Origin of the sequence: Micromonospora sp. NPDC048170, assembly GCF_040652795.1 — a bacterium.
Classification (GTDB): Bacteria; Actinomycetota; Actinomycetes; order Mycobacteriales; family Micromonosporaceae; genus Micromonospora.
In genome coordinates this window covers 90,477-112,599 of record NZ_JBEZMR010000002.1, presented here as the reverse complement: position 1 = coordinate 112,599, position 22,123 = coordinate 90,477, and the positions used below count along the sequence as shown (strand labels likewise).

The 22,123-nt window shown below is 69.1% G+C and carries 23 protein-coding genes and 2 tRNA genes; 6 read left to right on the top strand and 19 right to left on the bottom strand.

Going from position 1 to position 22,123, the window contains the following annotated elements:
- Positions 1-42: 42 nt before the first annotated feature.
- Together AB0D32_RS04015 and AB0D32_RS04010 are read right to left on the bottom strand one after the other, a co-directional pair.
- Positions 43-1,020: an NAD(P)H-quinone oxidoreductase gene (locus AB0D32_RS04015; protein ID WP_357084551.1), complete on the bottom strand. Its 978-nt coding sequence runs from the start codon at positions 1,018-1,020 to the stop codon at positions 43-45.
- A 9-nt stretch (positions 1,021-1,029) separates the two neighbouring features.
- Complete coding sequence (locus AB0D32_RS04010; RefSeq protein WP_357084548.1) at positions 1,030-1,569, bottom strand: AAA family ATPase; 540 nt, start codon at positions 1,567-1,569, stop codon at positions 1,030-1,032.
- Positions 1,570-1,666: 97 nt separating this feature from the next.
- Between AB0D32_RS04010 and AB0D32_RS04005 the strand changes: the two genes are divergently transcribed.
- Positions 1,667-1,753, top strand: a tRNA-Ser gene (locus AB0D32_RS04005).
- Between the two features lie 124 nt (positions 1,754-1,877).
- On the opposite strand, the gene AB0D32_RS04000 is transcribed toward AB0D32_RS04005, so the two are convergent.
- The 13 genes from AB0D32_RS04000 to AB0D32_RS03940 form a co-directional block, all read right to left on the bottom strand.
- Positions 1,878-3,287 (bottom strand): tyrosine-type recombinase/integrase, encoded by a 1,410-nt coding sequence (locus tag AB0D32_RS04000; protein WP_357084544.1) that lies wholly within the window; start codon positions 3,285-3,287, stop codon positions 1,878-1,880.
- The gene (locus AB0D32_RS03995) at positions 3,284-3,490 is read right to left on the bottom strand and encodes a helix-turn-helix domain-containing protein (protein WP_357084541.1); all 207 of its coding nucleotides are present in this window, start codon (positions 3,488-3,490) and stop codon (positions 3,284-3,286) included. Before AB0D32_RS03995 ends, AB0D32_RS04000 begins: the two co-directional genes overlap by 4 nt.
- The gene (locus AB0D32_RS03990; protein WP_357084538.1) at positions 3,487-3,651 is read right to left on the bottom strand and encodes a hypothetical protein; all 165 of its coding nucleotides are present in this window, start codon (positions 3,649-3,651) and stop codon (positions 3,487-3,489) included. The genes AB0D32_RS03995 and AB0D32_RS03990 overlap by 4 nt, the downstream gene beginning before the upstream one ends.
- 355 nt (positions 3,652-4,006) lie before the next feature.
- On the bottom strand, positions 4,007-5,605 hold the full coding sequence (locus AB0D32_RS03985) for a YfjI family protein (RefSeq protein ID WP_357084536.1): 1,599 nt from the start codon (positions 5,603-5,605) through the stop codon (positions 4,007-4,009).
- Positions 5,602-6,513, bottom strand: a complete 912-nt coding sequence (locus AB0D32_RS03980) for a bifunctional DNA primase/polymerase (protein ID WP_357084533.1) — start codon at positions 6,511-6,513, stop codon at positions 5,602-5,604. The genes AB0D32_RS03985 and AB0D32_RS03980 overlap by 4 nt, the downstream gene beginning before the upstream one ends.
- 197 nt (positions 6,514-6,710) lie before the next feature.
- Positions 6,711-7,013 carry a hypothetical protein gene (locus tag AB0D32_RS03975; protein WP_357084530.1) on the bottom strand — a complete coding sequence of 101 codons (303 nt, stop codon included), beginning with the start codon at positions 7,011-7,013 and terminating at the stop codon, positions 6,711-6,713.
- Positions 7,010-7,249 carry a hypothetical protein gene (locus AB0D32_RS03970; RefSeq protein ID WP_357084527.1) on the bottom strand — a complete coding sequence of 80 codons (240 nt, stop codon included), beginning with the start codon at positions 7,247-7,249 and terminating at the stop codon, positions 7,010-7,012. The genes AB0D32_RS03975 and AB0D32_RS03970 overlap by 4 nt, the downstream gene beginning before the upstream one ends.
- A 147-nt stretch (positions 7,250-7,396) precedes the next feature.
- Positions 7,397-9,571: a cell division protein FtsK gene (locus AB0D32_RS03965; RefSeq protein ID WP_357084524.1), complete on the bottom strand. Its 2,175-nt coding sequence runs from the start codon at positions 9,569-9,571 to the stop codon at positions 7,397-7,399.
- Positions 9,572-9,662: 91 nt separating this feature from the next.
- Positions 9,663-9,833, bottom strand: coding sequence for a hypothetical protein (locus AB0D32_RS03960; protein ID WP_357084521.1), 171 nt, complete (start codon positions 9,831-9,833; stop codon positions 9,663-9,665).
- Positions 9,834-9,861: 28 nt separating this feature from the next.
- Positions 9,862-10,329: a DUF3307 domain-containing protein gene (locus AB0D32_RS03955; RefSeq protein ID WP_357084518.1), complete on the bottom strand. Its 468-nt coding sequence runs from the start codon at positions 10,327-10,329 to the stop codon at positions 9,862-9,864.
- Between the two features lie 90 nt (positions 10,330-10,419).
- A complete protein-coding gene (locus tag AB0D32_RS03950; protein ID WP_357084515.1) occupies positions 10,420-11,304 on the bottom strand; it encodes an ABC transporter permease in 885 nt (294 codons plus the stop codon).
- Complete coding sequence (locus tag AB0D32_RS03945) at positions 11,301-11,675, bottom strand: RRQRL motif-containing zinc-binding protein (RefSeq protein WP_357084511.1); 375 nt, start codon at positions 11,673-11,675, stop codon at positions 11,301-11,303. Before AB0D32_RS03945 ends, AB0D32_RS03950 begins: the two co-directional genes overlap by 4 nt.
- Positions 11,675-11,923 (bottom strand): DUF6284 family protein, encoded by a 249-nt coding sequence (locus AB0D32_RS03940; RefSeq protein ID WP_357084508.1) that lies wholly within the window; start codon positions 11,921-11,923, stop codon positions 11,675-11,677. Before AB0D32_RS03940 ends, AB0D32_RS03945 begins: the two co-directional genes overlap by 1 nt.
- Before the next feature lie 408 nt (positions 11,924-12,331).
- On the opposite strand from AB0D32_RS03940, the gene AB0D32_RS03935 reads away from it, so the two are divergent.
- Together AB0D32_RS03935 and AB0D32_RS03930 are read left to right on the top strand one after the other, a co-directional pair.
- Positions 12,332-13,198 (top strand): winged helix-turn-helix domain-containing protein, encoded by an 867-nt coding sequence (locus AB0D32_RS03935; RefSeq protein ID WP_357084505.1) that lies wholly within the window; start codon positions 12,332-12,334, stop codon positions 13,196-13,198.
- Positions 13,195-13,890 carry an HAD family phosphatase gene (locus AB0D32_RS03930; protein WP_357084502.1) on the top strand — a complete coding sequence of 232 codons (696 nt, stop codon included), beginning with the start codon at positions 13,195-13,197 and terminating at the stop codon, positions 13,888-13,890. The genes AB0D32_RS03935 and AB0D32_RS03930 overlap by 4 nt, the downstream gene beginning before the upstream one ends.
- Positions 13,891-14,037: 147 nt before the next feature.
- Here the strand turns inward: AB0D32_RS03930 and AB0D32_RS03925 are convergent, their stop codons facing one another.
- Complete coding sequence (locus AB0D32_RS03925; protein ID WP_357084499.1) at positions 14,038-16,455, bottom strand: hypothetical protein; 2,418 nt, start codon at positions 16,453-16,455, stop codon at positions 14,038-14,040.
- Between the two features lie 362 nt (positions 16,456-16,817).
- On the opposite strand from AB0D32_RS03925, the gene AB0D32_RS03920 reads away from it, so the two are divergent.
- Positions 16,818-16,902, top strand: a tRNA-Ser gene (locus tag AB0D32_RS03920).
- A 41-nt stretch (positions 16,903-16,943) separates the two neighbouring features.
- On the opposite strand, the gene AB0D32_RS03915 is transcribed toward AB0D32_RS03920, so the two are convergent.
- Positions 16,944-17,462, bottom strand: a complete 519-nt coding sequence (locus tag AB0D32_RS03915) for a hypothetical protein (protein ID WP_357084496.1) — start codon at positions 17,460-17,462, stop codon at positions 16,944-16,946.
- 59 nt (positions 17,463-17,521) lie between these two features.
- Positions 17,522-18,325 (bottom strand): cyclase family protein, encoded by an 804-nt coding sequence (locus tag AB0D32_RS03910; protein ID WP_357084493.1) that lies wholly within the window; start codon positions 18,323-18,325, stop codon positions 17,522-17,524.
- Between AB0D32_RS03910 and AB0D32_RS03905 the strand changes: the two genes are divergently transcribed.
- A complete protein-coding gene (locus tag AB0D32_RS03905; protein ID WP_357084490.1) occupies positions 18,324-20,039 on the top strand; it encodes a hypothetical protein in 1,716 nt (571 codons plus the stop codon). The genes AB0D32_RS03910 and AB0D32_RS03905 overlap by 2 nt on opposite strands.
- 17 nt (positions 20,040-20,056) lie before the next feature.
- Positions 20,057-20,884, top strand: a complete 828-nt coding sequence (locus AB0D32_RS03900) for a PhzF family phenazine biosynthesis protein (RefSeq protein WP_357084487.1) — start codon at positions 20,057-20,059, stop codon at positions 20,882-20,884.
- On the opposite strand, the gene AB0D32_RS03895 is transcribed toward AB0D32_RS03900, so the two are convergent.
- Positions 20,874-22,109, bottom strand: a complete 1,236-nt coding sequence (locus tag AB0D32_RS03895) for an MFS transporter (RefSeq protein ID WP_357084484.1) — start codon at positions 22,107-22,109, stop codon at positions 20,874-20,876. The genes AB0D32_RS03900 and AB0D32_RS03895 overlap by 11 nt on opposite strands.
- Positions 22,110-22,123: the final 14 nt, after the last annotated feature.

Here is a 22,123-nt window from a genome sequence, read left to right as displayed (position 1 = left end):
GGCACGGTCGCGGCCGGCCCCGCCGAGGGCCGGGCAGCACCCTCAGCCGGTGGTGAGCAGCACCTTGCCGACGTGGTCGTTCGACTCGACCAGCCGGTGCGCCCGCGCCGCCTCGGTCATCGGCAGCCGCCGGTCGACCACCGGCCGGACCGCCCCCGACTCGACCAGCGGCCACACCTGCTCGCGGACACCCCGGACGATCTCCGCCTTCTCGTCCAGCGGCCGGGACCGCAGCGCGGTGGCGGCGATCGTGCCCCGCTTGGCCAGCAGCGCCCCAAGATCCAGCTCGCCCTTGCGGCCGCCCTGCATGCCGATCACCACCAGCCGGCCGCCCGTGGCCAGCGCCGCCACGTTCCGGGGCAGGTAGGCGGCGCCCATGATGTCGAGGATGACGTCCGCGCCCCGGCCGTCGGTGACCCGCCGGACCTCCTCGACGAAGTCCTGCTCCCGGTAGTCGATCGTGTGCGCCGCGCCCAGCTCGCGCAGCCGCTCGTGCTTGCCGGACCGGGCGGTGACCACCACCGTCGCACCGAGTGCCGCCCCGAGCTGGATCGCGAAGGTGCCGATCCCGCTGCCACCGCCGTGCACCAGCAGCGTCTCGCCCCTGCCGAGCCCGGCCAACCGCACCACGTTCGACCAGACCGTGCAGGCGACCTCGGGCAGCGCCGCCGCGTCGACCAGGTCGACGCCGGCCGGCACCGGCAGCAACTGCCCGGCCGGCACCGCCACCCGCTCCGCGTACCCGCCGCCGGACAACAGGGCACAAACCTCGCGGCCCACCTCCCAGCCGGCCACGTCGGGGCCGATCGCGCTGATCACCCCGGAGCACTCCAGCCCGGGGTACGCGGGGGCGCCCGGCGGCGGCGGGTAGTGCCCCTGCCGTTGCAGCAGGTCGGCCCGGTTCACCGCGCTGGCACGCACGTCGACGACCACCTCGCCCGGCCCGGGCTCGGGATCGGGCACCTCGGTCCAGACGAGTGCTTCGGGTCCGCCGGGCTCAGGGATCGTCATCGCACGCATGTTCCGTGTCTACCCCACCCGTCCGTCGAGCCACGCCCGGGCCAGGATCTCGTCCACCGTCCGCGCCGACGTCAGCGCGGAGCTGTCCAGCCAGAGCCCGATGTGGGGCGTCGTCGCGCGGAACTCGGCGTCCAGTTCGGCGACCGGCCAGTCCCCGTACCCCTGCTTGTCCCGCGCCTCCTCGCGGGCGGCGACGACCTCGGGGCTCGGCGCGAGCACCACGACCGCCAGCGGCCGGTGCCGGATCCGGTCGACCATCGCCGGCAGTTCCGGGCCGAGAATCACGTCCTGGAGGACGACGGTGAAGCCAGCGGTGGCGTACCGGTCGGCCGCCGCCGCGGCGAGGTCGTAACGCATTCGCAGCTGCCGCCACGCCTCCGCCGACGGCTCGGCGGTCATCTCCTCCCGGCCGCTGACCACCATCCGGCGGAAGACGTCGCCACGCAGGTGCACCGCGCGGGGCAGCCGCCGGGCCAGCGCCTCGGCCACAGTGGACTTGCCGGCGGCCATGATGCCGCTGATCAGGATTACCGACGGGGTCTTCCACACGTCGCCGATCGTCTCAGCATGGGTGCCGTGCCCGCTCGCCCGAGGCGCGGTCGTGGCAGACTAGGCACGGTCGCGCACCCCACGGGGGCGTGGTCCGGGAGGGTTCGCCTAGTGGCCGATGGCGCTGGTCTTGAAAACCGGTAAGGCAGCGATGTCTTCGTGGGTTCGAATCCCACACCCTCCGCTTCTCCGAACAGCAAAAACGCCCCCTGACCAGCGCGAACGCGGGTCAGGGGGCGTGTCTATGTGCGGTGAGTCGGTCTCACTTCGTCCCGCTCGGGACAGTCGTGTCTCACTGGTCGTGTCGTTTACGTGTCGGCGTCCCTCGGCTCTCCCTCGGCCGCTTCCGGCTGTTCGGTGCCCAACGCTCCCTCAATCCGCTTCCGCGCGGCCTCGTCCTGTCCGTCAATGCATGAGGCGTAGACCTTGAGCAGCACGTGCACGCTGTGTCCGGCCCACTGGGCAACCTGGGTAGCTGGCACCCCGGCGTTGAGCCAGAGCGACACGGCGGCGTGCCGCAGGTCGTACGGCCGATGCGCCAGGGGTGAGCGCCGCTGAACCGACGTCAACGCCGCCTCCCGCGCTTGTCGCCAGGCACGCAGGTAGGTGCTTTTCGACACCGGCGCCGGCCGAGCGCCAGCGGCATTGAACATCCGGCCGTTGGCATCACGGCAGTGCTCGCGTAGGTGGCGCCGCAGGATGCGGACCAACTCCGGGCAGGCTGGCACGTCGCGCGTTGCCTTCTTGGCTCGGTGCTTCAACTCCCGGTCTTCCAGCGATTGGCCGGTGTCGCTCCAATCCTCGCCGACCTGCTGCGTAGAGCCGCTGAGGTGTAGCCACCCCCACCCTTTCTCGGGCAGCTCGCATTCGTCGGCGCGTAGGTGGATCACCTCAGACGGCCGGAGAGCGGCGAAGTACATGCAGGCGAAGAAGCCTTCCAGGTGTGGATCGCGTTCCCGTACCGCCGTTAACAGTGCACAGGCTTGCTTCGGGTTCACCACCACCTTTCGGTCGATCTGATCGGTGTTCTTCGGCGCGCGCCACTGGATGAAGTCCATCGGGTGGGCGTCGAGATAGCGCAGTTCTACGGCGTACTTCAAGGCGCTGTAGAACACCGCGCGCTTCCTGGCGACGGTATTTGCTGCGGCCGGCCGACCGTCAATCCGGGTCGTTAGCAGGTCAAGCGCCTTCCGGATGGTGGCCGGATTCGCTACCTCGGTTAGCGGCAGTGTGTTCGCGCTGAGCCATCGGACAACCGGGCCGATCTGCTCCGGTGGCACGCCGCCGTCACGGTCGCGCTGCAACTTGTTGAAGGTCCACGCGTAGAGAGCGTGACGGATCTCCGCGTCGCCCGGTGCTCCGCGCGACGTGGCGAGCAGCGCGGGCGTGACCGTGGTAAGCGCGTCGGCGATGCTCTTGCGTTGGGTCGCTGCGGCGCGCGGCCACTTCATGTCCACGAAAGCAACGGCCAGGTCGTACCAATTTCGGCTGTTCAGTTCTCGGGCCATCGGTTCGGGTAGCCCGTTCTTCTCATCGAACGCCGTTCCCTCGCGCTGCGCCACGACCAGTTTCGACCGGTAACTCTCGGCCAGCGCGCGGGTGGCGAATGTCTTCCGGAACGGCTTGCCGGCGACCTTCCACCGGACCGTGTACGACTTCGTCTTGCCGGACAACTCGTTGGTCAGGATCGCGTGGATCCGCACGTTGTAGCTACTCAAGCGGCTGCCTCTTCTTCATGGTCGGTGAGCCAGGCGTCCAGGTCGCGGCGGCGGACGTACAGGCTGCCGTTCGGGTACTTGATGGTTTGGGGTGCGCGGCCGGTCGCCTTCCACCGGAAGAAGGTCGACCGGGGTACGCGCAGTTCGTCCAGGACTTCGGTGAGGGTGAGCAGGGCTCCGGTCGGGGTCCGGCGGGTGGTCATCGGCGGGTGTCCTCCCTCGGGGTGGCGTCGAGGTAGATGCGCTGGAACATCGGGGACCGGCGGTCGGGGTAGGGGCGGGAGACGGCGCGGATGTGCAGCACTTGGATGGCGGCGAGCGCTGCGGCTGTTTCAGCAGGTTTGCCGTGCAGTCTGATTCGCACGGTGACGGCCTTTCGGTCGGCGCGGGTCACTTGTGGAGGTACAGGGAGGCATCGCCGCAGAGCGGCGCAGAGCGGCCCGCTGTGAGCGCCGTAGAGGCAAGATCCGGCGCGGGTCGGTGTAAGGCATAGGGCCGAACCGTCTCCGTGGCTCTCAGCGGGCCGTTTCGGGGTGCCGCAGGGCAGGCCGGTAGCCGGCGAGTGCCAGCGAGGGCCGGGAAGCGTTGACACGTTGACAATCGGCCGACGTGCGAGCGTTTCCGCAGGTGAGAGCCGGTGTCAGGGTGTCAACGCCCTCCGTTGACAGGCGTTGACACCCGTTGACACCGGGCGGGGTGTCAACGGCTGTCAACGGCTGTCAACGCGACCCGTTGACACCCTCGCGGGTGTCCTGATCTGCGGAAACGTCGCCGTCCGGGGCGGATGTCAGCGTGTCAACGCTTCCGGGCACCTCCGCCACGGCGCGGGGGTGCAGTTCGTAGCGGCCGTCCGGTCCGTGGCGGACCCATCCGAGGGCGGCTAGCTCGGCGAGCACCGCCGACACCTCTTCAGACTTGGGGAGGCGGCGGGAGACGCGGCGGTGCAGTTCCCGGCGGGTGAACGTGGTCATGCCCTTGCTGGTGAGCACGCCGAGCACGTACCGGGCGTTCTCCATCGCGGCGTCGCTGCCGATGGTGGTGAGCGCGGCCCGGTAGTGCGCGGCGAAGAACTCGGCCAGCCTCACGGCGTCGGCCATGCGATCGGCGTCGATCGGGCGACGCCAGGCGTCGGCGGGGTGGTGGGCGACGTGCAGCAGCCCGGCCAGGCGCAGCGTTGCGCCGGACAGCTTGTTGCCCCACTCGCGCATGTCGTAGAGGCTGCCGCCGGGCCGTAGCTCGGTCTCGACCTGCTCGGCGGCGGCCCGCCGGATGCGGCCGGCGTCGTCGGTGAGGGTGACCACCGCCGGGTCGGTCCACTCGGCGAGGGTGGCGGCCAGGTCGTGCACGCGGTGGGCGTAGCCGACGGTCACCTGCTCGGGCACCGGGTCGGTGTCCACGACCCGGTATCCGGCCAGCGATCGGGGCAGGGCGAACAGGAACCGGGCGGGTAGTCCTCGGCCGGCGAGGTCGGCGTTGCCGCCGAATTTGCGCAGCACGGTCGGTTGCGCCATCACGCACACGGTTAGCGCGGGTTTCTCGACCGAGGCACCCTCGCGGGTCTGCCGTTCGTTGCTCATCGGCTGCCCCGCGTGCCCTTTCAGGTAGGGGTCAAGGTTCGGGGCACCGGAGTAGCGGCCGGCGAGGGTGTCGAAGATGCCGCCCTCATCGCTGATGATCGCCATACGCCCGCCGTTGGCGGCCATCAGCCCGATGAGGGCTTCCGGGGTGGCGTCGTCCACGATCAGTTTCGGCAGGGCCGGCACGGTGATCGCCTCGGCCGCGATGGCGGCGGCTACCGCCTCGGCGGATGCCTCATCGCGCTTGTGCGGGTCGGTGGCCTTGGCTGCCTGGGTCTTGGCTTGCTCGGCCTGCCGGTCGGCGATGTCGCGCAGCGCGGCGGCCTCGGCGATTCTCGGCCGCATCGCCTCAGCGAGCGTCGACTGTGCCGCGAACAGCGGCGCGGTCATCGCCCGGTGAACCGGCGACTTGCGCTCGCCGGGGCCGGCGATGACGGCGGCGAACACGTTCACCGGCTCCCGCCACCCGGCGACCGGCTCCACCTCCAGGCGGCCACCCGCGCACGCGGACAGCACCGCCACGGCGAGGGTGCCGGCCATCGCGGGATCGGTTTGGGTGAACCGGGCAACGCCGGTCACCATGTCGCCGAGCCAGCGCGGGAACACGTCGGCCGGGAACGGCGGCGGTGCGGTGGTCGGGCCGGTCAAGGGCACTGGAACATCCCACAGCGGGCCGCCCGCGGATTGCTGCCCGGTGGTGTCGGCCGGGTCGGTGACGAGGTGCAGACGGGCGGCGGTCATGCGGCCACCTTTCGGGGACGGTGAGAGCCGGCGGTGAGGCCGGATCGGACGGTGCGGTACGCCTCGGCGGTGCGCAGCCCGGCAGCGACGCCCGCCTGTTCCAGCATGCTTTGAGCGTCGTCGGCGGTCAGCGCGCCGCCGGCCACGAGCTGACCGAGGGCCACGGCGGCGATGTAGAGCGACCGGTTGCGCTCGCCCGGCGCGGCGCTGGTCACTCGCTCTACCTCGCGGGTGACGGCGACCCGTACGTACGCCCTGGTGCGGTCGGTGGGCAGCTCCACCACCACCGGCCGCTGCGGCGGCAGGGGGGCCGGGGCGAGCAGCTCGGCGAGCCATGCGGGCAGCGGTGCCGGGTCGGTGTCCAGGTCGACGGTGTAGGGACGGCCGGCGACCGTCGAGCCGGCGGCGACGACGTAGCCGCCGTGTGCGCGGGTGTCGAGCATCGGGCCGAGGGTGCCGGCGGTGTTGCGCAGCGCCGGCCCGTCGTCGGGGTGCCGGTAGTAGAGGTGGGTGCCGCCGCGCCCGGTGGTCACGGTGTACGTGGCGTCGATGCCGGCGGCGTGCGCGGCGGCCAGCTCGGCGAGCGTGTCTAGCCCGGTCGGTTCGCCGGTCGCGTTGCCCTTGGGCACGTCCAGGTCAATCACGACGAGCCGGGACGGCCCGCAGGCGAGGCCGATGCCGTAGGGGCGCGTCGACCACGCTCGGCGGATGCGGTCGGGGTCGGTGGTGGCGCGGGGCTCCCATCCGAGGTGGCGGCCGGCGGCGCGGCAGCGCGGGTCGCGGCCGGTGCAGTCGTCGGCCGGGTGGTCGGGGAACGCAGGTCGCTTGTCGTTGGGGCGTAGCGGGAAGACGTGCCATCCGCGTTCGGCGTGGGCGAGCGCGGCGGCGAGCAGGTCAGCGTCAGGCATGGTGCTCCCTCCCGGTGGGGTTGGGGCGTGTAGTGGTGTCGATGGGGGCTCGGGTCGCCCGGCCAACGCCGAGGGCGTGTGGGCGGGACAGCGCAGCCCTTGCAGGTAGGGCCGGACACCATGGGTGGTGTGGCAGTAGCGACCGACGGTGCCGATCCAGTGACCGCACCGGACCGCCGGCCCCGTGCGGCCGGCGGTCACCGTGCGGCCCGTCCCGGTCGTGGTCGGGCCGCGACGGCGGCGCGGGTCACGGCCTGGCGCACGTCGCCGAGCAGCCCGACCAGTTGGCGGCGGGCGGCCAGCTCGCCGGGGGCGAGGGCGACCCTGACGCGCACCTCGGCGTGCTCCCGCCCGGCGGCGGTACGCACCCTGACGAGGACGGCGCGGGCGTGGCCGGCGACGTCGACCACGATTTCGTCGGATCGGTGCTCGCCGAGGTTGCATCGGTGGTCCCTGCCGCACCACGCGGTGTGCCCGGCTTGGCCGGTGCGGCGGTTCATTGGTGGCCGTCGCGGTACTCGGCGCGAATGTGGTCGAGCAGCCGGCGGCCGGCGCGGACGCGGATGCCGGTGCCGTCGCAGCGGGTGCAGTCGCGGCGGGTACCGATGGTGGTGCGGTGTGAGCGTGCTCCCCGGCAGCGGCGGCAGCGTCCCCACGGCGATGCCGCGCACAGAATCAGGTACCACGTTGCGTAACCGAGGGCGGCGAGGCTAGCGAGCGGCAGGATGGTGGTCACGGAATGCCTCCACAGGCCGTTTCGAGGGCGTAGGGGGCTGGCGCCGCTAGGCACTAGGGCGCTGGCCAGGTATCAGATGGATTGCTAGCGGGGGTGCTAGGTCTAGCGGGGGGTACCGCTAGACCTAGCGACCACACGCTGTCCGGGTTAGGCGGCTTTGTCGCCCCGCCGCTTGTTACGCTCCGCGACCGCATCGGCGATGTGGGCGCGTTCGATGCCGCGCCGGTTCGCGCCCTTGCCGGTGGCCGGGTCGGTGCCCCACACCTGCCCCGTGGTGATCCCGTACGGCTTGAGCGCCGCCGTGAGCTGATCGCGGGTCAGGTCCCCGTACGCCTCGCGGTTGAGGTCGGCTAGGCGCTCGGTCAGCGTCTCTGCCCACACCTTTGCCTCGGTCGCGGGGACGACGGTGAGGATGTCGTCGAGCAGGGTGTCTCGGCGTGCCGCCGGGGTGGCCGGGGTCTGGCCGATGGCGTGGCCGGTGAGGGTGCCGGCAGCCTCGCGCAGTGCCCGCGCTCGGTCGGTGATCTTCTCGGCGGTGGGGCCGTCGACGTAGAAGGTGCGGACGATCTGCGCGTCGTCGGCGGCGCCGACGAGGTAGCCGACGCCCTTGTCCTTCTTGGCGAACATGGTCGCCCGGATGCCGTTCTTGTAGGCCGAGGTGCCGAGGATCATGTCGTTCTCGATCTGCCCCATGACTCGCAGGCAGAACCGCGTACCGGCGTTCGCGGACACGCCGGTGGGCAGGCTCTTGGCGTCCGGCCGTTGGGTGGCGACGACGAGGATGACGCCCAGGGCGCGGCCGAGCTTGATGACCTTCTCGGCCAGTTCTCCGGCTTCCTTGCCGAACTCCGGGTGCGAGAACAGTTCCTGCACCTCGTCCAAGGCGACGACGAGCCAGTGCAGTCCGAGCTTCTTGCGGCGGGCCAGTTCGGGGGTGACCTTGTTGTCCGGGCAGACCGCCTTGGGTAGGCCCTTGATGACGGCGGCGCGGCGCTGGCATTCCTTGCGCAGCTCCCGCAATGCCATCAGGCCCTCTTCGGCGGTGTCGTCGTCCTGCCCGGAGGCGTAGCGGGCGGACACCTTCTCCAGGGGGTCGAGGCCGCCGGTGCCCTTGAAGTCGAAGCACCACAGTTCCGCGTACGGGTCGAGGGCGGCGGCGAGCATCGGCACCTGCGTGGCGGCCGTCTTGCCGTAGCCGGGAATCGACCCGATGAGCACGTTCGTGTACGGCAGCTCGAAGGAGATGACCCGGCCGCGTGGGTCGGTGCCGAACGGCACCGGCCGCCCGAGGTCGAACCCGCCGGACGCCTTGAGTAGCGGCCACGGCTTCGGTGGCGTGGCGGCCATGTCCTGATCGCCGACCCACAGCAGCAGCCGGCCGGGGTGCACCTCCGGCTGCCCCTCGGGCCACACGCAGCCCAGAGGGCGGGTGAGGCCGGCGGCGAGCCGGTCGCGGCGCTCGATCACGTCCCCGGCGGTCACACCGGGCGGCAGGTCGATGTCGGCCCGCCAGCCGGGGCCGTCGCGCACGATCGGCGCGGTGAACGCGATCGCTCGCTGCCCCTGTTTGGCGATGGCCTGGGTGATGCCGGAGATGCCGAGCACGGCCAGGGCGCGCACCACCACATCGGAGGTGAGCCGGGCGACGCGGGGGATGACCACGGCGGTGTCGAGTAGCGGCTTGTCGGCCGGCTGACCGAACATCCCGCACAAGGTGACCAGCATCGCGAGGACTGCCCACCGCGACCACGGCGGCGCGAACGCCACCGCCACGCCACCGGCCAGGGTGACAGCGAGGGTAAAGGTGGCGACGATGCCGCGCCACCGCACCCGCCGGTCACGCTGCCGCGACAGCTTCAAGTACAGCTCCCCGTCGCGGGTCTGCGAGGTCGACTGCCGCAACTGCTCACCTTCCCAATCGAACAGCCACCGGGTCGCACCCGAGGCGATCCGGGCGGCACCGGCAGGGGCGCGCAGCAGCAGCTTGCCGCCGTACTTCGGCAGGCGGGTCGCGTGGTAGGCGCTGGTGTGCAGCAGGTGCCCAACCGCCCACCGCATCACGTCGCGCAGCTCGGCGCGCGACCGCAGCCACGCGGGCAGGATCGGGCGACGCTGGCCGGCGCGCGCACCGGAGAGGGTGAACCGCGGGGACTTCTGCGCGGCGGGCGAGTCGACCAGCGCCGGGCCGCCGTCGTCGTCGGGGTCGGGAGTGCGGGCGGCGCGGGCGGCGTCCAGGTCAACCACGTCGGCGTCGGGGCCGGCGGTGAGGTCGGCTTCGGCGGCGTGCCAGTCGAATCGGTCGTCATCGTGGGGGGACGTCATGATGGGGGTTCCTCCAACGGTCGGGAGATCGGGCAGGGGGCCGGCGGCACGGCGCGGTTGTCGAGGCCAGGTGCCGTGCCGCCGGGCGAGGTCAGCTCTTGACGGAGATGCGGTTGCCGCAGTCGCCGCAGGTCGCGTGCGTGCGCTGGCTGTCGGCGGTGATGTCGCGCCAGTTGCTTTCGTTGCCGCAGGCCGGGCACCACAACTGCGAGGTGCCGGTGGTGATGCGCCCGCCGCTGGATCCGATCGAGATGCTTGCCATCAGGGCTTTCTCCTTCGTGCGGGGTGGGTTAGGCGGCGCAGAACAGGGCGGCGATGAACAGCCAGCCGATGTGCCAGGACTGGTCCAGGGCGTAGGCGCCGGTGCCCAAGCTCGGGTTGTCGTCGTGGCCGGGTCGGGGTGCGCCGAGGGCGTAGAAGCGGGCCGAGCCGAGAGCGGCGGCGATGCGCTTGAGCGGGGTGCGCCGGTCGGCGACGTAGTGCGAGACGGCCGAGATAGCCAGCCCGACCGCCACGGCGGAAGGGTCGAGCCGCAGGCCGGTACCGGCCACCAGGAAGACGAGAGCCAGCCCGGCGGTGAGGGTGTAGGTGGCGACATGGGCGGCGCAGGCGATACGACCGGCCCAGCCGGGCTGCCCCTTGCAGTCGGCTTGGTGCTGGGTCTGCACCCAGTGGTCGGCGACCTGGTGGGCGACGTAGAGGGCGACGAACACGGCCGCGAACGCGGCAGCGTGTCGGCCGGTGGGGTCTGCGAACATGGGTGGTCTCTCCTGAGGTCGATGGCTGAGGGGTGAGGGCCGGCGGCACGGCATCGGTTTCCAGGCCAGGGGCCGTGCCGCCGGGCAGAGCTAGTCGTGGGTGCGGACGAGGTGCGCGAGGGCGGCACCCATGCCGAGCACCGCGACCGGGAGGCACGCGACGGCGGTGGTGATCCACCAGGGGGCCGAGGTGACCCCGGCGGCTTCCAAGAGGTGGTAGGCGATCTGGCCGAGCGCGCCGACGGCGAGGGAGCCGAGGGCGGACCACTTGGCGAACCGGCGTGCCGGGGCGGGCACCCGGCCGGACAGCCATACGTACAGGGCGTACGCGCCGTAGGTCTCCACCCCGATCGGCAGGGTGATCGCCGAGTTGATGGAGAAGCTGTCCCAGATCCCCGGCAGCGGGTGCACCACCCCGAACCCGGTGAGTCCGCCGAGCCCGACCCACCCGGACCAGATCGCCACGAACGCCGGCAGCGCCAGCAACACCACCGGCCACACCACCGCCGACTTGGCCGGCTTGGGCGGGGTGGGCGTGTCCGGGTGACCGACCCCCGTGACCTGCCCATCCGGCTCGGCGGGCGTGATCTTCGCCGGGGTGGCCGGCATGGGGTCGGCCGGCGGGGTGTGTCCGGGTGCGACCGGGGCGGGGGCCGGGTGCGGGCCGATCGGCTCGGCGTAGTCCCACGCCACCGCAGCCGCCTCGGTGACGTCGGCCGGGGCGTTGTCGAGCGGCAGGAGCGCACCCCGGACGATCATCGCCGTGCAGATCTGCTCGGTCCGGGTCTGCTTCTCGTGCTCGGCGACCAGGCGGGCGCGCAGGTCATCTGCCTTGGGTGCGCCGATGTGGAACTCACGCATCAACCGGTTACGCGACGGCAGGCCGCCGAGTTCGGCGGTGAGCTTCCGCGCGGCCGGCAGGAGAGCGTCTACCGGCTGCGGGTAGCGGGTGCCGTTGAGCGTGGGGGCGGTCATGCTGCGTCCTCCTGGGAGAAGGCGCACGCGAGGCATTCGCCCAGCGAGCGCGGAATGTAGTAGGGCCGCACCTGCCGGCAGATACGGCAGGTACGACGGGCGGTCAGCGCCTTGCCGATGGCGGCACGCTGGGCGGGGGTGGCGGTGCGCTTCGGACGGGCCAGGTCGACCCGGTACAGATAGGCGGCGCGGGTACCACCGACCCCTTGCCAGAGCACCTGGGCGGCGATCGGCTGACCACCGGGGCGCAGGCCGGCGGCGGTCAGTTGACGGCGGGTGGCGTAGCCGGGCGGGGCGCCGCGCCACCAGTAGGTAGGGATGCCGTACCGGGTGCCGTCCGGGTCGTGGTACGCGGCGCGAATCCGCGACATCAGGCCGCGCGGTACGGGCCGGCGATGCCGGCGGCCAGCTCGGCGGCAGCGCGCGTAACGCGCGCCTCGGCCCGGCGCAGCCGCCGCCAGTCCAGCGCAGTCGGGCCGCCGTGGTCCTCGGCGTAGAACATCGTGATTTCGGCGTCGAGCACGTCCAGTTCGGCCGCGATCAGCGGCCACTCCGATTCGATCGCGGCCAGGTCGGCGGCGGTCGGCTCGGCAGTGACGGGGGCGAGGTGCTTTCGCACGGGAAACCTCCGGGAAAGTCGATGAAGTGGGGGAACGCCTCGGGGCGCGACCAGACCGGCCGCACCCCGGGACGAGCAGAAACAGAAGGCAGAAGCCAAACCGCGTGCCGAGATCCGGCCCACTCGCCCCGCTCGCCCGGGACCTACCGGGGTCGACCACCGTGTGGCTCAAGGCGGGGATGCCGCAGACGGATCTACGCGGCGCTTCTGCTGTGAAGTTCTCAATGACCGACCGCACGACCGGCCCGTGGGCGCGCAGCGCAAAGCGCCACCTTCCCCGGCTTCCGCCCGGCTTGTCGTTCCTGGCTAGCCAGGTGCGACGTGATGACCGTAGGGCGGCTTGGCTAGTCAGGTCAAGGGGGCGCCGCCAACTTCCCTAACTTGGCTAGTCAGAGCTACCGTGGGTGGGTGAGCGAGAACCTTGACTTCCTGGGTGAGCTAGACCCCGATGACCCGAAACAGGCGTCGCAGCAGATTGCAAACAAACTGCGAGCGGCCATCCTCACGCGGCGGCTCGCCCCTGGCGACAAGCTGCCGTCACAGCCCGAGCTAGCCGCCCGCTACGGAGTCGCGCGAGAGACCGTCAAGCGAGCCTTGGAGCTGCTCCGGGCAGAGCGGCTGATCGTGTCCCGGCAGGGCAGTGGCGCGTTCGTCCGGGCGCAGACACAGCGAGCCGTCGAGCTACGTCCGCACATCGAAGCCGCATTCGACCGGCCCCACGTCACCATCGACTTCGCCGGGTTCTCAGGCGAGACGCTGCGAGATGCGCTCGCCGAAGCGCTCGACAAGGTGCGCGTCGGCCGGCTCGCGCCGGAGACGATCGCCGTGCGAGTCCTAATCTCCGACATGACCGTGCCCATGGCGCTGCCCGCACGAGCCGAGACGCAGGCCGACGACGCCGCCGTACGTGAGCGCGCGGAGCGAATCACCCGCCGGGCAGCGGACGGAATCATCGACCAGGTCACCGAGCTAGGCGACCTCGGCCTCATCCGGTCGGCCGCGGTTGAGGTACGAATGCACCGGGCGTCCCCGCTGTTCAAGCTCTACATCCTGAATGGTGAAGAGGTCTTCTACGGCTTCTATCCGGTCATCGAGCGCACCGTTGCGATCAAGGGTGAGCCGATGGCGATCTACGACCTGATGGGCAAAGACGTGCCGCTGTTCCACTACGCGGTGACCGATGACGACGCTTCGCACGGCACGCAGTTCGTGGAGGCGTCCCGCCAGTGGTTCGACTCGGTGTGGTCGACCATCGCCTACCGGTACGACGGATGAGCGCCGATCTCGGCCGACTGCTCGGCGGGGTCGGCGCGGTGCTGCTCGACTTCGACGGGCCGATGTGCAGCATCTTCGCCGGCTACCCGGCACCGCAGGTTGCCGCCGAGTTGGTCGACGTGCTCCGGCGGCACGGGGTCGACGTGCCGCCGGATCTCGCCAGCGAGCCGGACCCACTTGAGGTGCTCCGTCGCACCGGCGAGGCCGGCGACCAGGGGCTCACCCGGGTGGTAGAGGACGCACTCTGCGCGGCCGAGCGCCGGGCCGTCGAGACTGCCGAACCAACACCGTACGGCCGGGAGGTCATCGTGGCCGCCCGGCAGGCCGGGATGCCGGTCGCAGTGGTAAGCAATAACTCGGCCGGAGCGGTGAGCGCCTACCTGACGGCCCACCGGCTCGCCGCATACGTTTCGCCGGTGGTCGGTAGGGCGTACGCCGACCCGGACCGCATGAAGCCCAACCCGGAACCGATCCTGCAAGCCGTGCGCGCCGTCAGAGAGCCGGCGAGCCGTTGCGTTCTGGTCGGTGACTCGCTCTCGGACATCGAGGGCGCGCGGGCCGCCGGGGTAGGGGTGATCGGCTACGCGAATCGGCCGCCCAAGGTGGAGAGGTTTCGGGCCGCCGGAGCAGACGCGGTGATCGCGAGCATGAGCGAGATAGCCGGCGTGCTGATGGAACGTATCGGTGGCTGAAAAGGGGTTTGGGCCGATGGGGTTGCCGTCCCGTCCGCCGCCGGCCAAGGTCGCTCGTCCGGTAGGGCGCTCCACCTTGTCACCCTGGCCTCGGCCCGCTCCACCACACGTGGGTCGGCGGCAGACGGGGACAGTAGTAGCGTCCTCTCAAATCGCGGAAGTTCGGCGCGGGCCGGGCACGGCGGGAGCTTCAGCGTGCACAGAGCCGGCCCTGGCACCTCTTTCCTTCTGCCTCCTCGGGTAGTTGCCCCATTTTCCAGAGAAAGCGGACTTAGTTTCTGTCACAAACCGCAACATTCGCGACGGCTCATAGAAGTATGCAGCCGCCATGAAGTGAACGCCTGCTACGGCGGCGGGCAAATCAAGCCAATCGAAGTACGACGGCTCGTGGACAGACACCGTCTGACCAAATGGGTCAGAAAGTATTGTCAAGCTGTTTCCCGCCTCGTCCGTCTCAGTTTTTACTGGCCGGAATTGCTGACGCATGTAGCCCGCCGTCCTGAAAAACGTAACCACCTCTTCAACGGTTTCGAGCACGATCCCAAGCTTCACAACATCCGCTGTTCTTGGGTGAGCCAAAGAATTTCTAACATCGCTCACCTCGACCGAAGCCATCCGCTGCGAAGCCTTCCGAAGACCATCAACTATTCCCTGCTGGCTCTCGGGAAGAAGATCCAGGAAGGGCACCGTGTGCACGAAGGGGAATATCTGAATCTTCTGCGCTTCTGCCCATTTCGGCACTTCTGAAGGATCTCTCAGAAATTGCTGTTCCTGTGCCATTAGGGAATCAAGGTGATCAGCCAACACCCCGAATCCGCGGACGAGTGCATACAGATTCGCGTCGGCAGAGAACGACAAACGTCGTCCCTGCTCGTCCTTGGCTTGCATCTCGTGCAGGCGGCGAAGCGCGGAAGGTGCATCATCATCTGGCCGGTAAACGAACCGCTTTGCTGAGCCGTGATGATCGGTGAGTAGAGCCCAAGTAGCGAAAGCCAAGCAGTCTTTCAAGACCCGCTCTAGCTCTGGGAAGAAAGGCCCAGCCTCGCGCCGAATCTGTTCGATGTCCAACATCTGCGGGTTGACGCCAGCACTTCGGCAAGCCCTCTTCGTAGCGTCTAGATAACGCCAGAAGTCAGAGTACTGATCCAGGCCATCCGAGATAGAAAAACCGAGCTTCCACAGAACGGAATTCACGCGGTCTTCGTCATCCCGAAGCAGGTCGTCCTGAATCATTAGATTCTCAGTAGCGACGATTAGATTCGAGTGTCGAACTAGCAGAAGCGAGGAGACGACGTCCCGAGGGCTTCGATTCTGTACGAACTTCTCGATCCTGGCTTCCGTCGTTTCCGCCAACTCATCGCGCATCTGCCAGTCGAGTTCAGTACGCTCACGCTCGTTGTCTAGCGGATACATCTCAGCAATCAGACGCCGCAACCTCAGCGGACCGATGGTGAAATACGGCGAGTCAAGCCGGACGCCATACCTGTTGATCTCGGTAATTAAACCATACGGCCCGGTGCCCCTTCTGTTCATGACGGGGCGACGAATTTCGTTGTAGGGGATTTCGATTGTACTCTGAAGAATGAGAGAGTCGAGGCCGCGCACAATTTCCGCATTGCGCGCAACCGCAATTAGTTGCAAGAGTTGAGCTTCATTCATGGATTCCGCAGTAGCACCGCTAACCCCAGGAATATCAGCGATAGCTGCAGACAGTTCATCCGTATTCGTGATAAGCCATGAGAACAAGGAGCGCAACTCAGATATTACTAGGCAGTCGCCCAGGGTGTAGATTAGCGAGTCCGCAGACAGGTCGTTATAGAAGTCCCTATAGACGCTAGGGCTATTGGGGCCAAGGTCCTTAAGATAGCCCCACCAGTCGCTCGGCTCCTTGCTTTCTCGTTCAAGGTACTTGTGGAATTTTGGACGAAGCTCGTTGATGGGTGCGTCCATTGAGGTCTGCAGGTCGTACCGGTGGGAACTTTCGCAGGTAACATCTGAGCAGTGATACCAAATGTAGCGCACAGGATCAATGATGCGGTGCTCCTTGCTCCGCAGTAGACCGTAGGGGCCGGTTACGAATGGGCCAGATTGAAAGACCCCCTGTGGGGTGCCTTGGAGGAATGTTTGAGTCTCGGCAGAATTGAGACCATTTCGAATACTGTTTATCTCAAGTTCTTCAGCGGCCTTATCGTACAGAGATCGGCCAAGAGTATATGGGAACCGGATTCTCTGCTCGGCAATGTCCTTGCCGATGGCTTTGACCAATGCATTTATGTCGGTGGCAATTGGGTCAACGAGGACGTCGATGTTCCATAGCGCGAGAAGGCACATCAGCCGGGTTTCAGGATACGGAATAACTCCACGTCTGCCGAGCGTATCGAAAGCACGCTCACCATCGTCCGTGAGCTGAATGGGCTGATGCAGCTCCGGCGGCACTCGATACTTCTCGGCAATAAGGCAACCGTCCAGTAGGACTTGCAGGTTCAGCAGGTTCTTTAGCGCAACGCGAAAATTCGGATCAGGGTACTTCTCCGCTAGTCCTTGTGCGCTCAGACGGGTCTGCATGCCGCCGAGATTAGCTGTTCAGTGTGCACCCCGCAGGGGCAGAAGGGATCGTTTTTGCTACCGAAACAGTCATAGTCGCCTAATTGACAGATGCCTACCATGGTGGCCGCTTACGTGTTAAATGAGCCGCTCGGAGGCATCGGGTGTTTCAGGCACGTAGGGTTCCGACCGGCGGACCTAACTGGCGTCCCGCCGCGTCGGTGCATGGCAGCGCGATGTTGTGCACCCTGACCGCTGCCCGGAGTGGGGTCCGTTCTACTTGGCGTGCTGGATGCCTCCGTGCGGCAGCGACCGACGGGGGCAAGATCCGACCCGAGTAATCCGCGTGCCGTATTCGTGTCGTGGAGTGGGCGATGGCTCGCATACCAGCAGGTCAACGCCGTGAGGTTCGCGGTCTTGAAAACCGGTAAGGCAGCGATGTCTTCGTGGGTTCGAATCCCACACCCTCCGCTTCCCGAGCACCAGAAGATCCGGGCTGCCAGGCGTCGTCAGCAGCGGAGATAGGTGCCGCACACCGGCGGCGCATCGACGCGACAGACCTTCCAGCCGCCGCTGATGCCCCCCTCCTCCGTCGTCTGGAAGCGCCACCGGTGCGTGGCGCCGGTGAGGGTGACGCTTCCCGTCCGGTCGACCTCCGTGAACCGGAGGTCCACCATCGCGGAGACCGTGCCGTCCGAGTCGGTCTGCCAGTTGGTCGTCTCGATCCGCACGCCGAAGGTGACCCGCGACTCGACCTGTTTGCGCAGGTCGTGAGCCTGCCGAACCAACTCGTCCCGATTGTCGCCGCACAGGCACCGGTTGATGTCGGGGTTGTCGTCCGGCTGGAAGACCGCCAGGAGGTACGCCTCGGCCGCCGCGGCGGGCGTCTTCTCGCCCCGCCCCGCCTCGATCGCCTCCATCACCGCCTGTCTGACCGGCGCGCCGATGCAGGCCACCGCGAAGGCGACGGCAGCGGCGACCGTCGCCCGGCGACGCCACCGCCGAGCACTGAGAGGCATCTCGATCACCGGGCGAGACTACGTGCCCGGGCAACCACAGGCGGCTGGGCGAGGCAGCCGGGCGCGTGTCACACGACGGCCAGTGGGCGTACGGGCGAGCCCGTGCCGCCGACGATCGGCAGCGGAGCGAGGACGAAGAGGAACTCGCTCACGCCCGCCTGCGCCAGCGGGTCCAGCCGCAGGTGCTCGACGATGTAGATGCCCGCCTCCACCAGCAGCAGGCGGTGGACGGGTAGCACCCGGAGCCCGGCGCCGGGAGGGATCTGCTCGTAGGCGGTGGTGTCCGCGCCCGTCAGGGCGACCCCGTGTTCCGCGAGCCAGGCCGCGCCGGAGGGGTCGACGCCGGGCACCCCCGTGTCGAGGCCCAGGTAGGTCGCCGGATCCGTCCAGTGCCGGGCCCAACCGGTACGGACCAGCGCCACGTCACCCTCGCCCAGCCGCACGCCGGTACGCCGCAGGCACCGTTCGAGGTCGTCGGCGGTCACGCCGTACCCGCCGGGAAGCACGTCGACCCCGTGGGCCGAGGCGACGTCCAGCAGCACGCCCCGCCGCACGAGAGGCGGAATCGTCTCGGTGCCGTGTACGCGGAACCGGCCGCCCGACTGCGCCTCGACGGCGTCGTGGCCACCGTGCAGCAGCCCGTCCTGCGAGATGTGCGACAGTGCGTCGACGTGGGTCCCGACGTGCCCGCCGGTGACGATCAGTTCGCCGGCCGACGAGCCGCCGTCGGCACGCACCACGTCGCCGTGCCGGCGGAGCAGGGCCAGGCGGAAACCCGGGTGGTTCGGCGCGCAGGGCATGCCCTCCTCGAACGGCTGGCTGAGGTCGTGGATGGTGACGCCCGCGGCGACGGCGTCCAGGAGTGCGGTCATGGCGGTGATCCTGCCTCCGCGGCGACGACGGAGGCGTACCGGGCCGATTCCGGGTGCGGGTCTTACGGACGATTCGCCGGTAATGGTGCCGCCGCGAATCCGTGCCCGGCACGGGAGCGCGTGCGAAATCGCGATTGTGCCGGTCGACGTCGTCGCCGTCGCTTGTGCAGCGGAACCGGCTGGCGGCCGGTCACTGTACTCGGTGTCCCCGCACCGGTCGACCCCTGAATTGTTCGACACCGACCGTGTCCGCAATCAATACCGTGAGTTTACCCCTGCCTCTCGCGCCGGTCGTGCCGTACACTCGCATCCGATTCAATATCGAGGCGGGCGAAGGGTGCGGTTCACGGTGCGGCATCACAACTCGGATCGCAATTTCGCAGAATTGAACGCCCCACTGGTGGCCGCGTTGCAGAGCGAGCCGGCGCGCTCCGCGCTCGTCGCGGCCGCGCCGCCGGTGCGGCGTTTCATGGACGATCTCGGTGCCACCCGGATGCGGATCATCCCCTATCCGCTGGTCATCGACCGGGACGAGTTCGACCGGATGGCCGAGGCGGCCCGCGCCATGCTGGAGGCGCAGACGGTGGTGATCCGCGAGTTCCTCCGGTCGGGGCCTCCCGAGCGGCTGTTGGCGGAATTCGGCCTGCCCGCCGAGATCGCGCCCTTCGTCAATTGGGAACAATTGGAGTCCGTCGAGCAGGTCTTCGCCCGCGTCGACGTGCTGCCGACTCCCTCCGGATATCAATTCTGCGAATTCAACGTCGACTCGTCGATTTCGGGATTCGAGTTCCACGACTGCTATCAGGTGATGGGTGAGGCGGTCGGCATTCCGTGGCTCGCCGGCACGCCCCGGCCCGAGGAACAGATCGCGGACGTCGTCACCGGGGCTTTCCATCAGGGCGGTTTCGACCGGGTGGTGGTGTGTGACTGGTCGAGCCGTATCGGAGTGGGCTACTTCGGTTTCGAGTTGCTGACCGAGACACTGCGTCGGCGACTGCCCGACGTGCCGGTCGACCTGATCTACCACGCCGACTATCCGCAGCGGTGGCTCGATCCGTCGGCCGGCAAGCGCACGCTGGTCTATCGCGGCTTCATGCACGAGGACATGGACGACGACTACGACTTCATCACCCGGCTGGTCGGCAGCGGCGCCTCCGTGATCAACCTCTTCGAGGCGGAGATCCGTACGCACAAGCGCTGGATGGCGATGTTCTGGGAGGAGCGCTTCGCCAGCCTGCTGCCCGCCGGCGTGCGCGACATGGTCACCCGCTACCTGCCCCACACCGTTTCGGTGACCCCGGAGAACCGCGACCGTCTGCTGGCCGACCGCGCCGAGTACGTGTTCAAGTTCGGGCACTCGTCCGGTGGGCACGACGTCATGCTCGGCGCCGAGCACGACGCGGACACGATCGCCGCCCGGCTGGCCGAGCGCGGCCCCGACGGCTGGCTCGCCCAGCGTCGCGTGCAACTCGCCGAGTGCCGGTTCGCCCCCGAGGCCGGCGCCGAGCCGACGCCCCACCACGTGGTGCTCGGGCTCTACGTGCTCGGCGGCGAGTGCTCCGGCATGAACATCCGCGCCGACCGGGGCTCGGCCGTGGTCAACATCCACCAGTCGGCGGCCAGCGGCTGGGCCATCCCCATGGACGCCGACGAACGGCGACGGCTCATCGAGCGCGTGCGGGCGATCGGGCCGGCGGCCCGCGAACGACACTGACACCAGTTGGAGGCACGATGGAGATTCCCCTGTACCAGGTCGACGCGTTCACCGACCGGGTGTTCTTCGGCAACCCGGCCGCGGTCTGCCCCCTGGACGAGTGGCTCAGCGACGAGGTGATGCAGGCGATCGGCCTGGAGAACAACCTCGCAGAGACCGCGTTCATCATCGACCAGGGCGACAGCTTCGCGCTGCGCTGGTTCACGCCGTCGATGGAGGTCGACCTGTGCGGGCACGCCACGCTCGCCGCGGCCCACGTGGTGCTGCACCACCTGCGGCCCGAGTGGGACGAGGTCACCTTCCACTCCCGCTCGGGTCCCCTCGTGGTCAGCCGTACGCCGGAGGGGCAGTTCGCGATGTCCTTCCCCGCGTTGCCGCGCGAGCGGGTCGACCCGCCGGAGGCCCTGCTCGCCGGGCTGTCGATCGCGCCCACCGCCGTTTACGGCGGCATGGACTACATGGCGGTCTACGACGACGAGGAGGACCTGCGCGCGATCGAACCCGACCAGCGGATGCTCGGGACCCTCGACCGGCGCGCCGTGGTCGTGACGGCCCCCGGCGTCTCCTCCGACTTCGTCGCCCGCTTCTTCGGCCCCAAGCAGGCGATCCCGGAGGACCAGTTCACCGGTTCGTCCCACTGCATGCTGGTCCCCTACTGGGCCGAGGTGCTGGGCAGGACCAGCCTGACCTCCCGTCAGTTCTCCCCCCGGCTCGGCAAGACGCTGACCATCCGAGCCAACTGCGAGCTGCGCGGCGACCGGGTCGTCCTGGGCGGGTCGACGCGCCAGTACCTCGCCGGCGTCATCACGCTGGACGACGACGAGGTCGCTCGACTCAGTCGCTGAGCTGCCGTGCCTCCGGCCGTGCCCCGTCGCCCGCCGCCCCTGCGGGCTGCGGCTCCGGGGCCGACCCGGGCTCGGGCTCGGGCTCGGTGGGCATCTCCACCACCCGGCGCAGCGGCGAGAAGTACAGCGGGACGATGGAGACGAGTTCGCCGGCGACCGCGAGCGCGAGCGTCTGGCGGACGCCGATGACGTTGGCGACCAGCCCCGCGACCGACGCGCCCAACGGGATCACGCCCCAGACCAGGAACCGCATCGTCGCACTCAACCGGGCCTGCATGCCCGGCGCGCACAGCGCCTGCCGGACCGACAGTTGCAGGATGTTGGAGACGACGATGCATCCCGAGGCGATGCCGTAGCCGATGGCGGCGACGATCAGCCAGGCACCGCTGCGCGCGAACGGCAGCGGGATCGAGGCGACCCCCGCCAGCACGCACGCGGCGAGGACGGTCGGCCCGACGCCGAAGCGCCGGGACAGCCGCACCGCCAGGAGGGCGCCGAGGGTCGCGCCGGCGCCGGCGCCGGAGAAGATGATCCCGATGTACGCCGACGGCAGCCGCAGCACCGACGCCAGCAGCAGCAGGAACATGGTGGTGGTCGCGATGTTGCAGAAGTTGTACGTCGAGCTGCGGATGGCCATCACCCGGAACATCGGCACCCGCAGCACGTACCTGATGCCGTCGCGTACGTCCCGCAGCAGCGTGGTGGTCCGTGGCGGCGGGGTCACCTCCACCCTGGTCATCCGGATCCGGCTGAGCAGCAGCGTGGCGATGCCGAAGCAGACGGCCGCGGCGCCGAGGACGTACGACGACGTGGCCAGCGCCAGCAGGAAGCCGGCGATGGCCGGGCCGGTGATCTCCGCCAGCGAGAGGGTGAACTCCACCCGCGAGTTGGCGCCGGGCAGCAGGTGCCGGTCGACGATCCGGGGCAGGATGCTCTGGTAGGAGATCCCCAGGAAGACCGTGCACAGGCTCGCCGCGAACATCAACGCGTACAGCGGTTGGATGGAGAGACTGCCGCTCAGCGCCAGTGCCGCGATGGTGCCGAACACGGCCGTACGCCCCAGGCTGGCGAAGACCAGGACCCGGTCGACGCGCCGCCGGTCGATCCACGCCCCCGCCGGCAGCCCGAGGAGCAGGAAGCCCAGGAACTCGCAGGTCACCAGGAACCCGACCTGCGCCGGTGTGGCGTTCAGGGTCCGTACGGCGAACAGCGGGATGACGACCACCGCCACCTCGTACC

Coding starts and splice junctions, on each gene's coding strand:
- AB0D32_RS04015 (WP_357084551.1), bottom strand. CDS start 1,020: ATGCGTGCGATGACGATCCCTGAGCCCGGCGGACCCGAAGCACTCGTC.
- AB0D32_RS03995 (WP_357084541.1), bottom strand. CDS start 3,490: ATGACCACCCGCCGGACCCCGACCGGAGCCCTGCTCACCCTCACCGAA.
- AB0D32_RS03985 (WP_357084536.1), bottom strand. CDS start 5,605: ATGACCGCCGCCCGTCTGCACCTCGTCACCGACCCGGCCGACACCACC.
- AB0D32_RS03980 (WP_357084533.1), bottom strand. CDS start 6,513: ATGCCTGACGCTGACCTGCTCGCCGCCGCGCTCGCCCACGCCGAACGC.
- AB0D32_RS03975 (WP_357084530.1), bottom strand. CDS start 7,013: ATGAACCGCCGCACCGGCCAAGCCGGGCACACCGCGTGGTGCGGCAGG.
- AB0D32_RS03965 (WP_357084524.1), bottom strand. CDS start 9,571: ATGACGTCCCCCCACGATGACGACCGATTCGACTGGCACGCCGCCGAA.
- AB0D32_RS03960 (WP_357084521.1), bottom strand. CDS start 9,833: ATGGCAAGCATCTCGATCGGATCCAGCGGCGGGCGCATCACCACCGGC.
- AB0D32_RS03955 (WP_357084518.1), bottom strand. CDS start 10,329: ATGTTCGCAGACCCCACCGGCCGACACGCTGCCGCGTTCGCGGCCGTG.
- AB0D32_RS03950 (WP_357084515.1), bottom strand. CDS start 11,304: ATGACCGCCCCCACGCTCAACGGCACCCGCTACCCGCAGCCGGTAGAC.
- AB0D32_RS03945 (WP_357084511.1), bottom strand. CDS start 11,675: ATGTCGCGGATTCGCGCCGCGTACCACGACCCGGACGGCACCCGGTAC.
- AB0D32_RS03930 (WP_357084502.1), top strand. CDS start 13,195: ATGAGCGCCGATCTCGGCCGACTGCTCGGCGGGGTCGGCGCGGTGCTG.
- AB0D32_RS03925 (WP_357084499.1), bottom strand. CDS start 16,455: ATGCAGACCCGTCTGAGCGCACAAGGACTAGCGGAGAAGTACCCTGAT.
- AB0D32_RS03905 (WP_357084490.1), top strand. CDS start 18,324: ATGGCGGTGATCCTGCCTCCGCGGCGACGACGGAGGCGTACCGGGCCG.
- AB0D32_RS03910 (WP_357084493.1), bottom strand. CDS start 18,325: ATGACCGCACTCCTGGACGCCGTCGCCGCGGGCGTCACCATCCACGAC.
- AB0D32_RS03900 (WP_357084487.1), top strand. CDS start 20,057: ATGGAGATTCCCCTGTACCAGGTCGACGCGTTCACCGACCGGGTGTTC.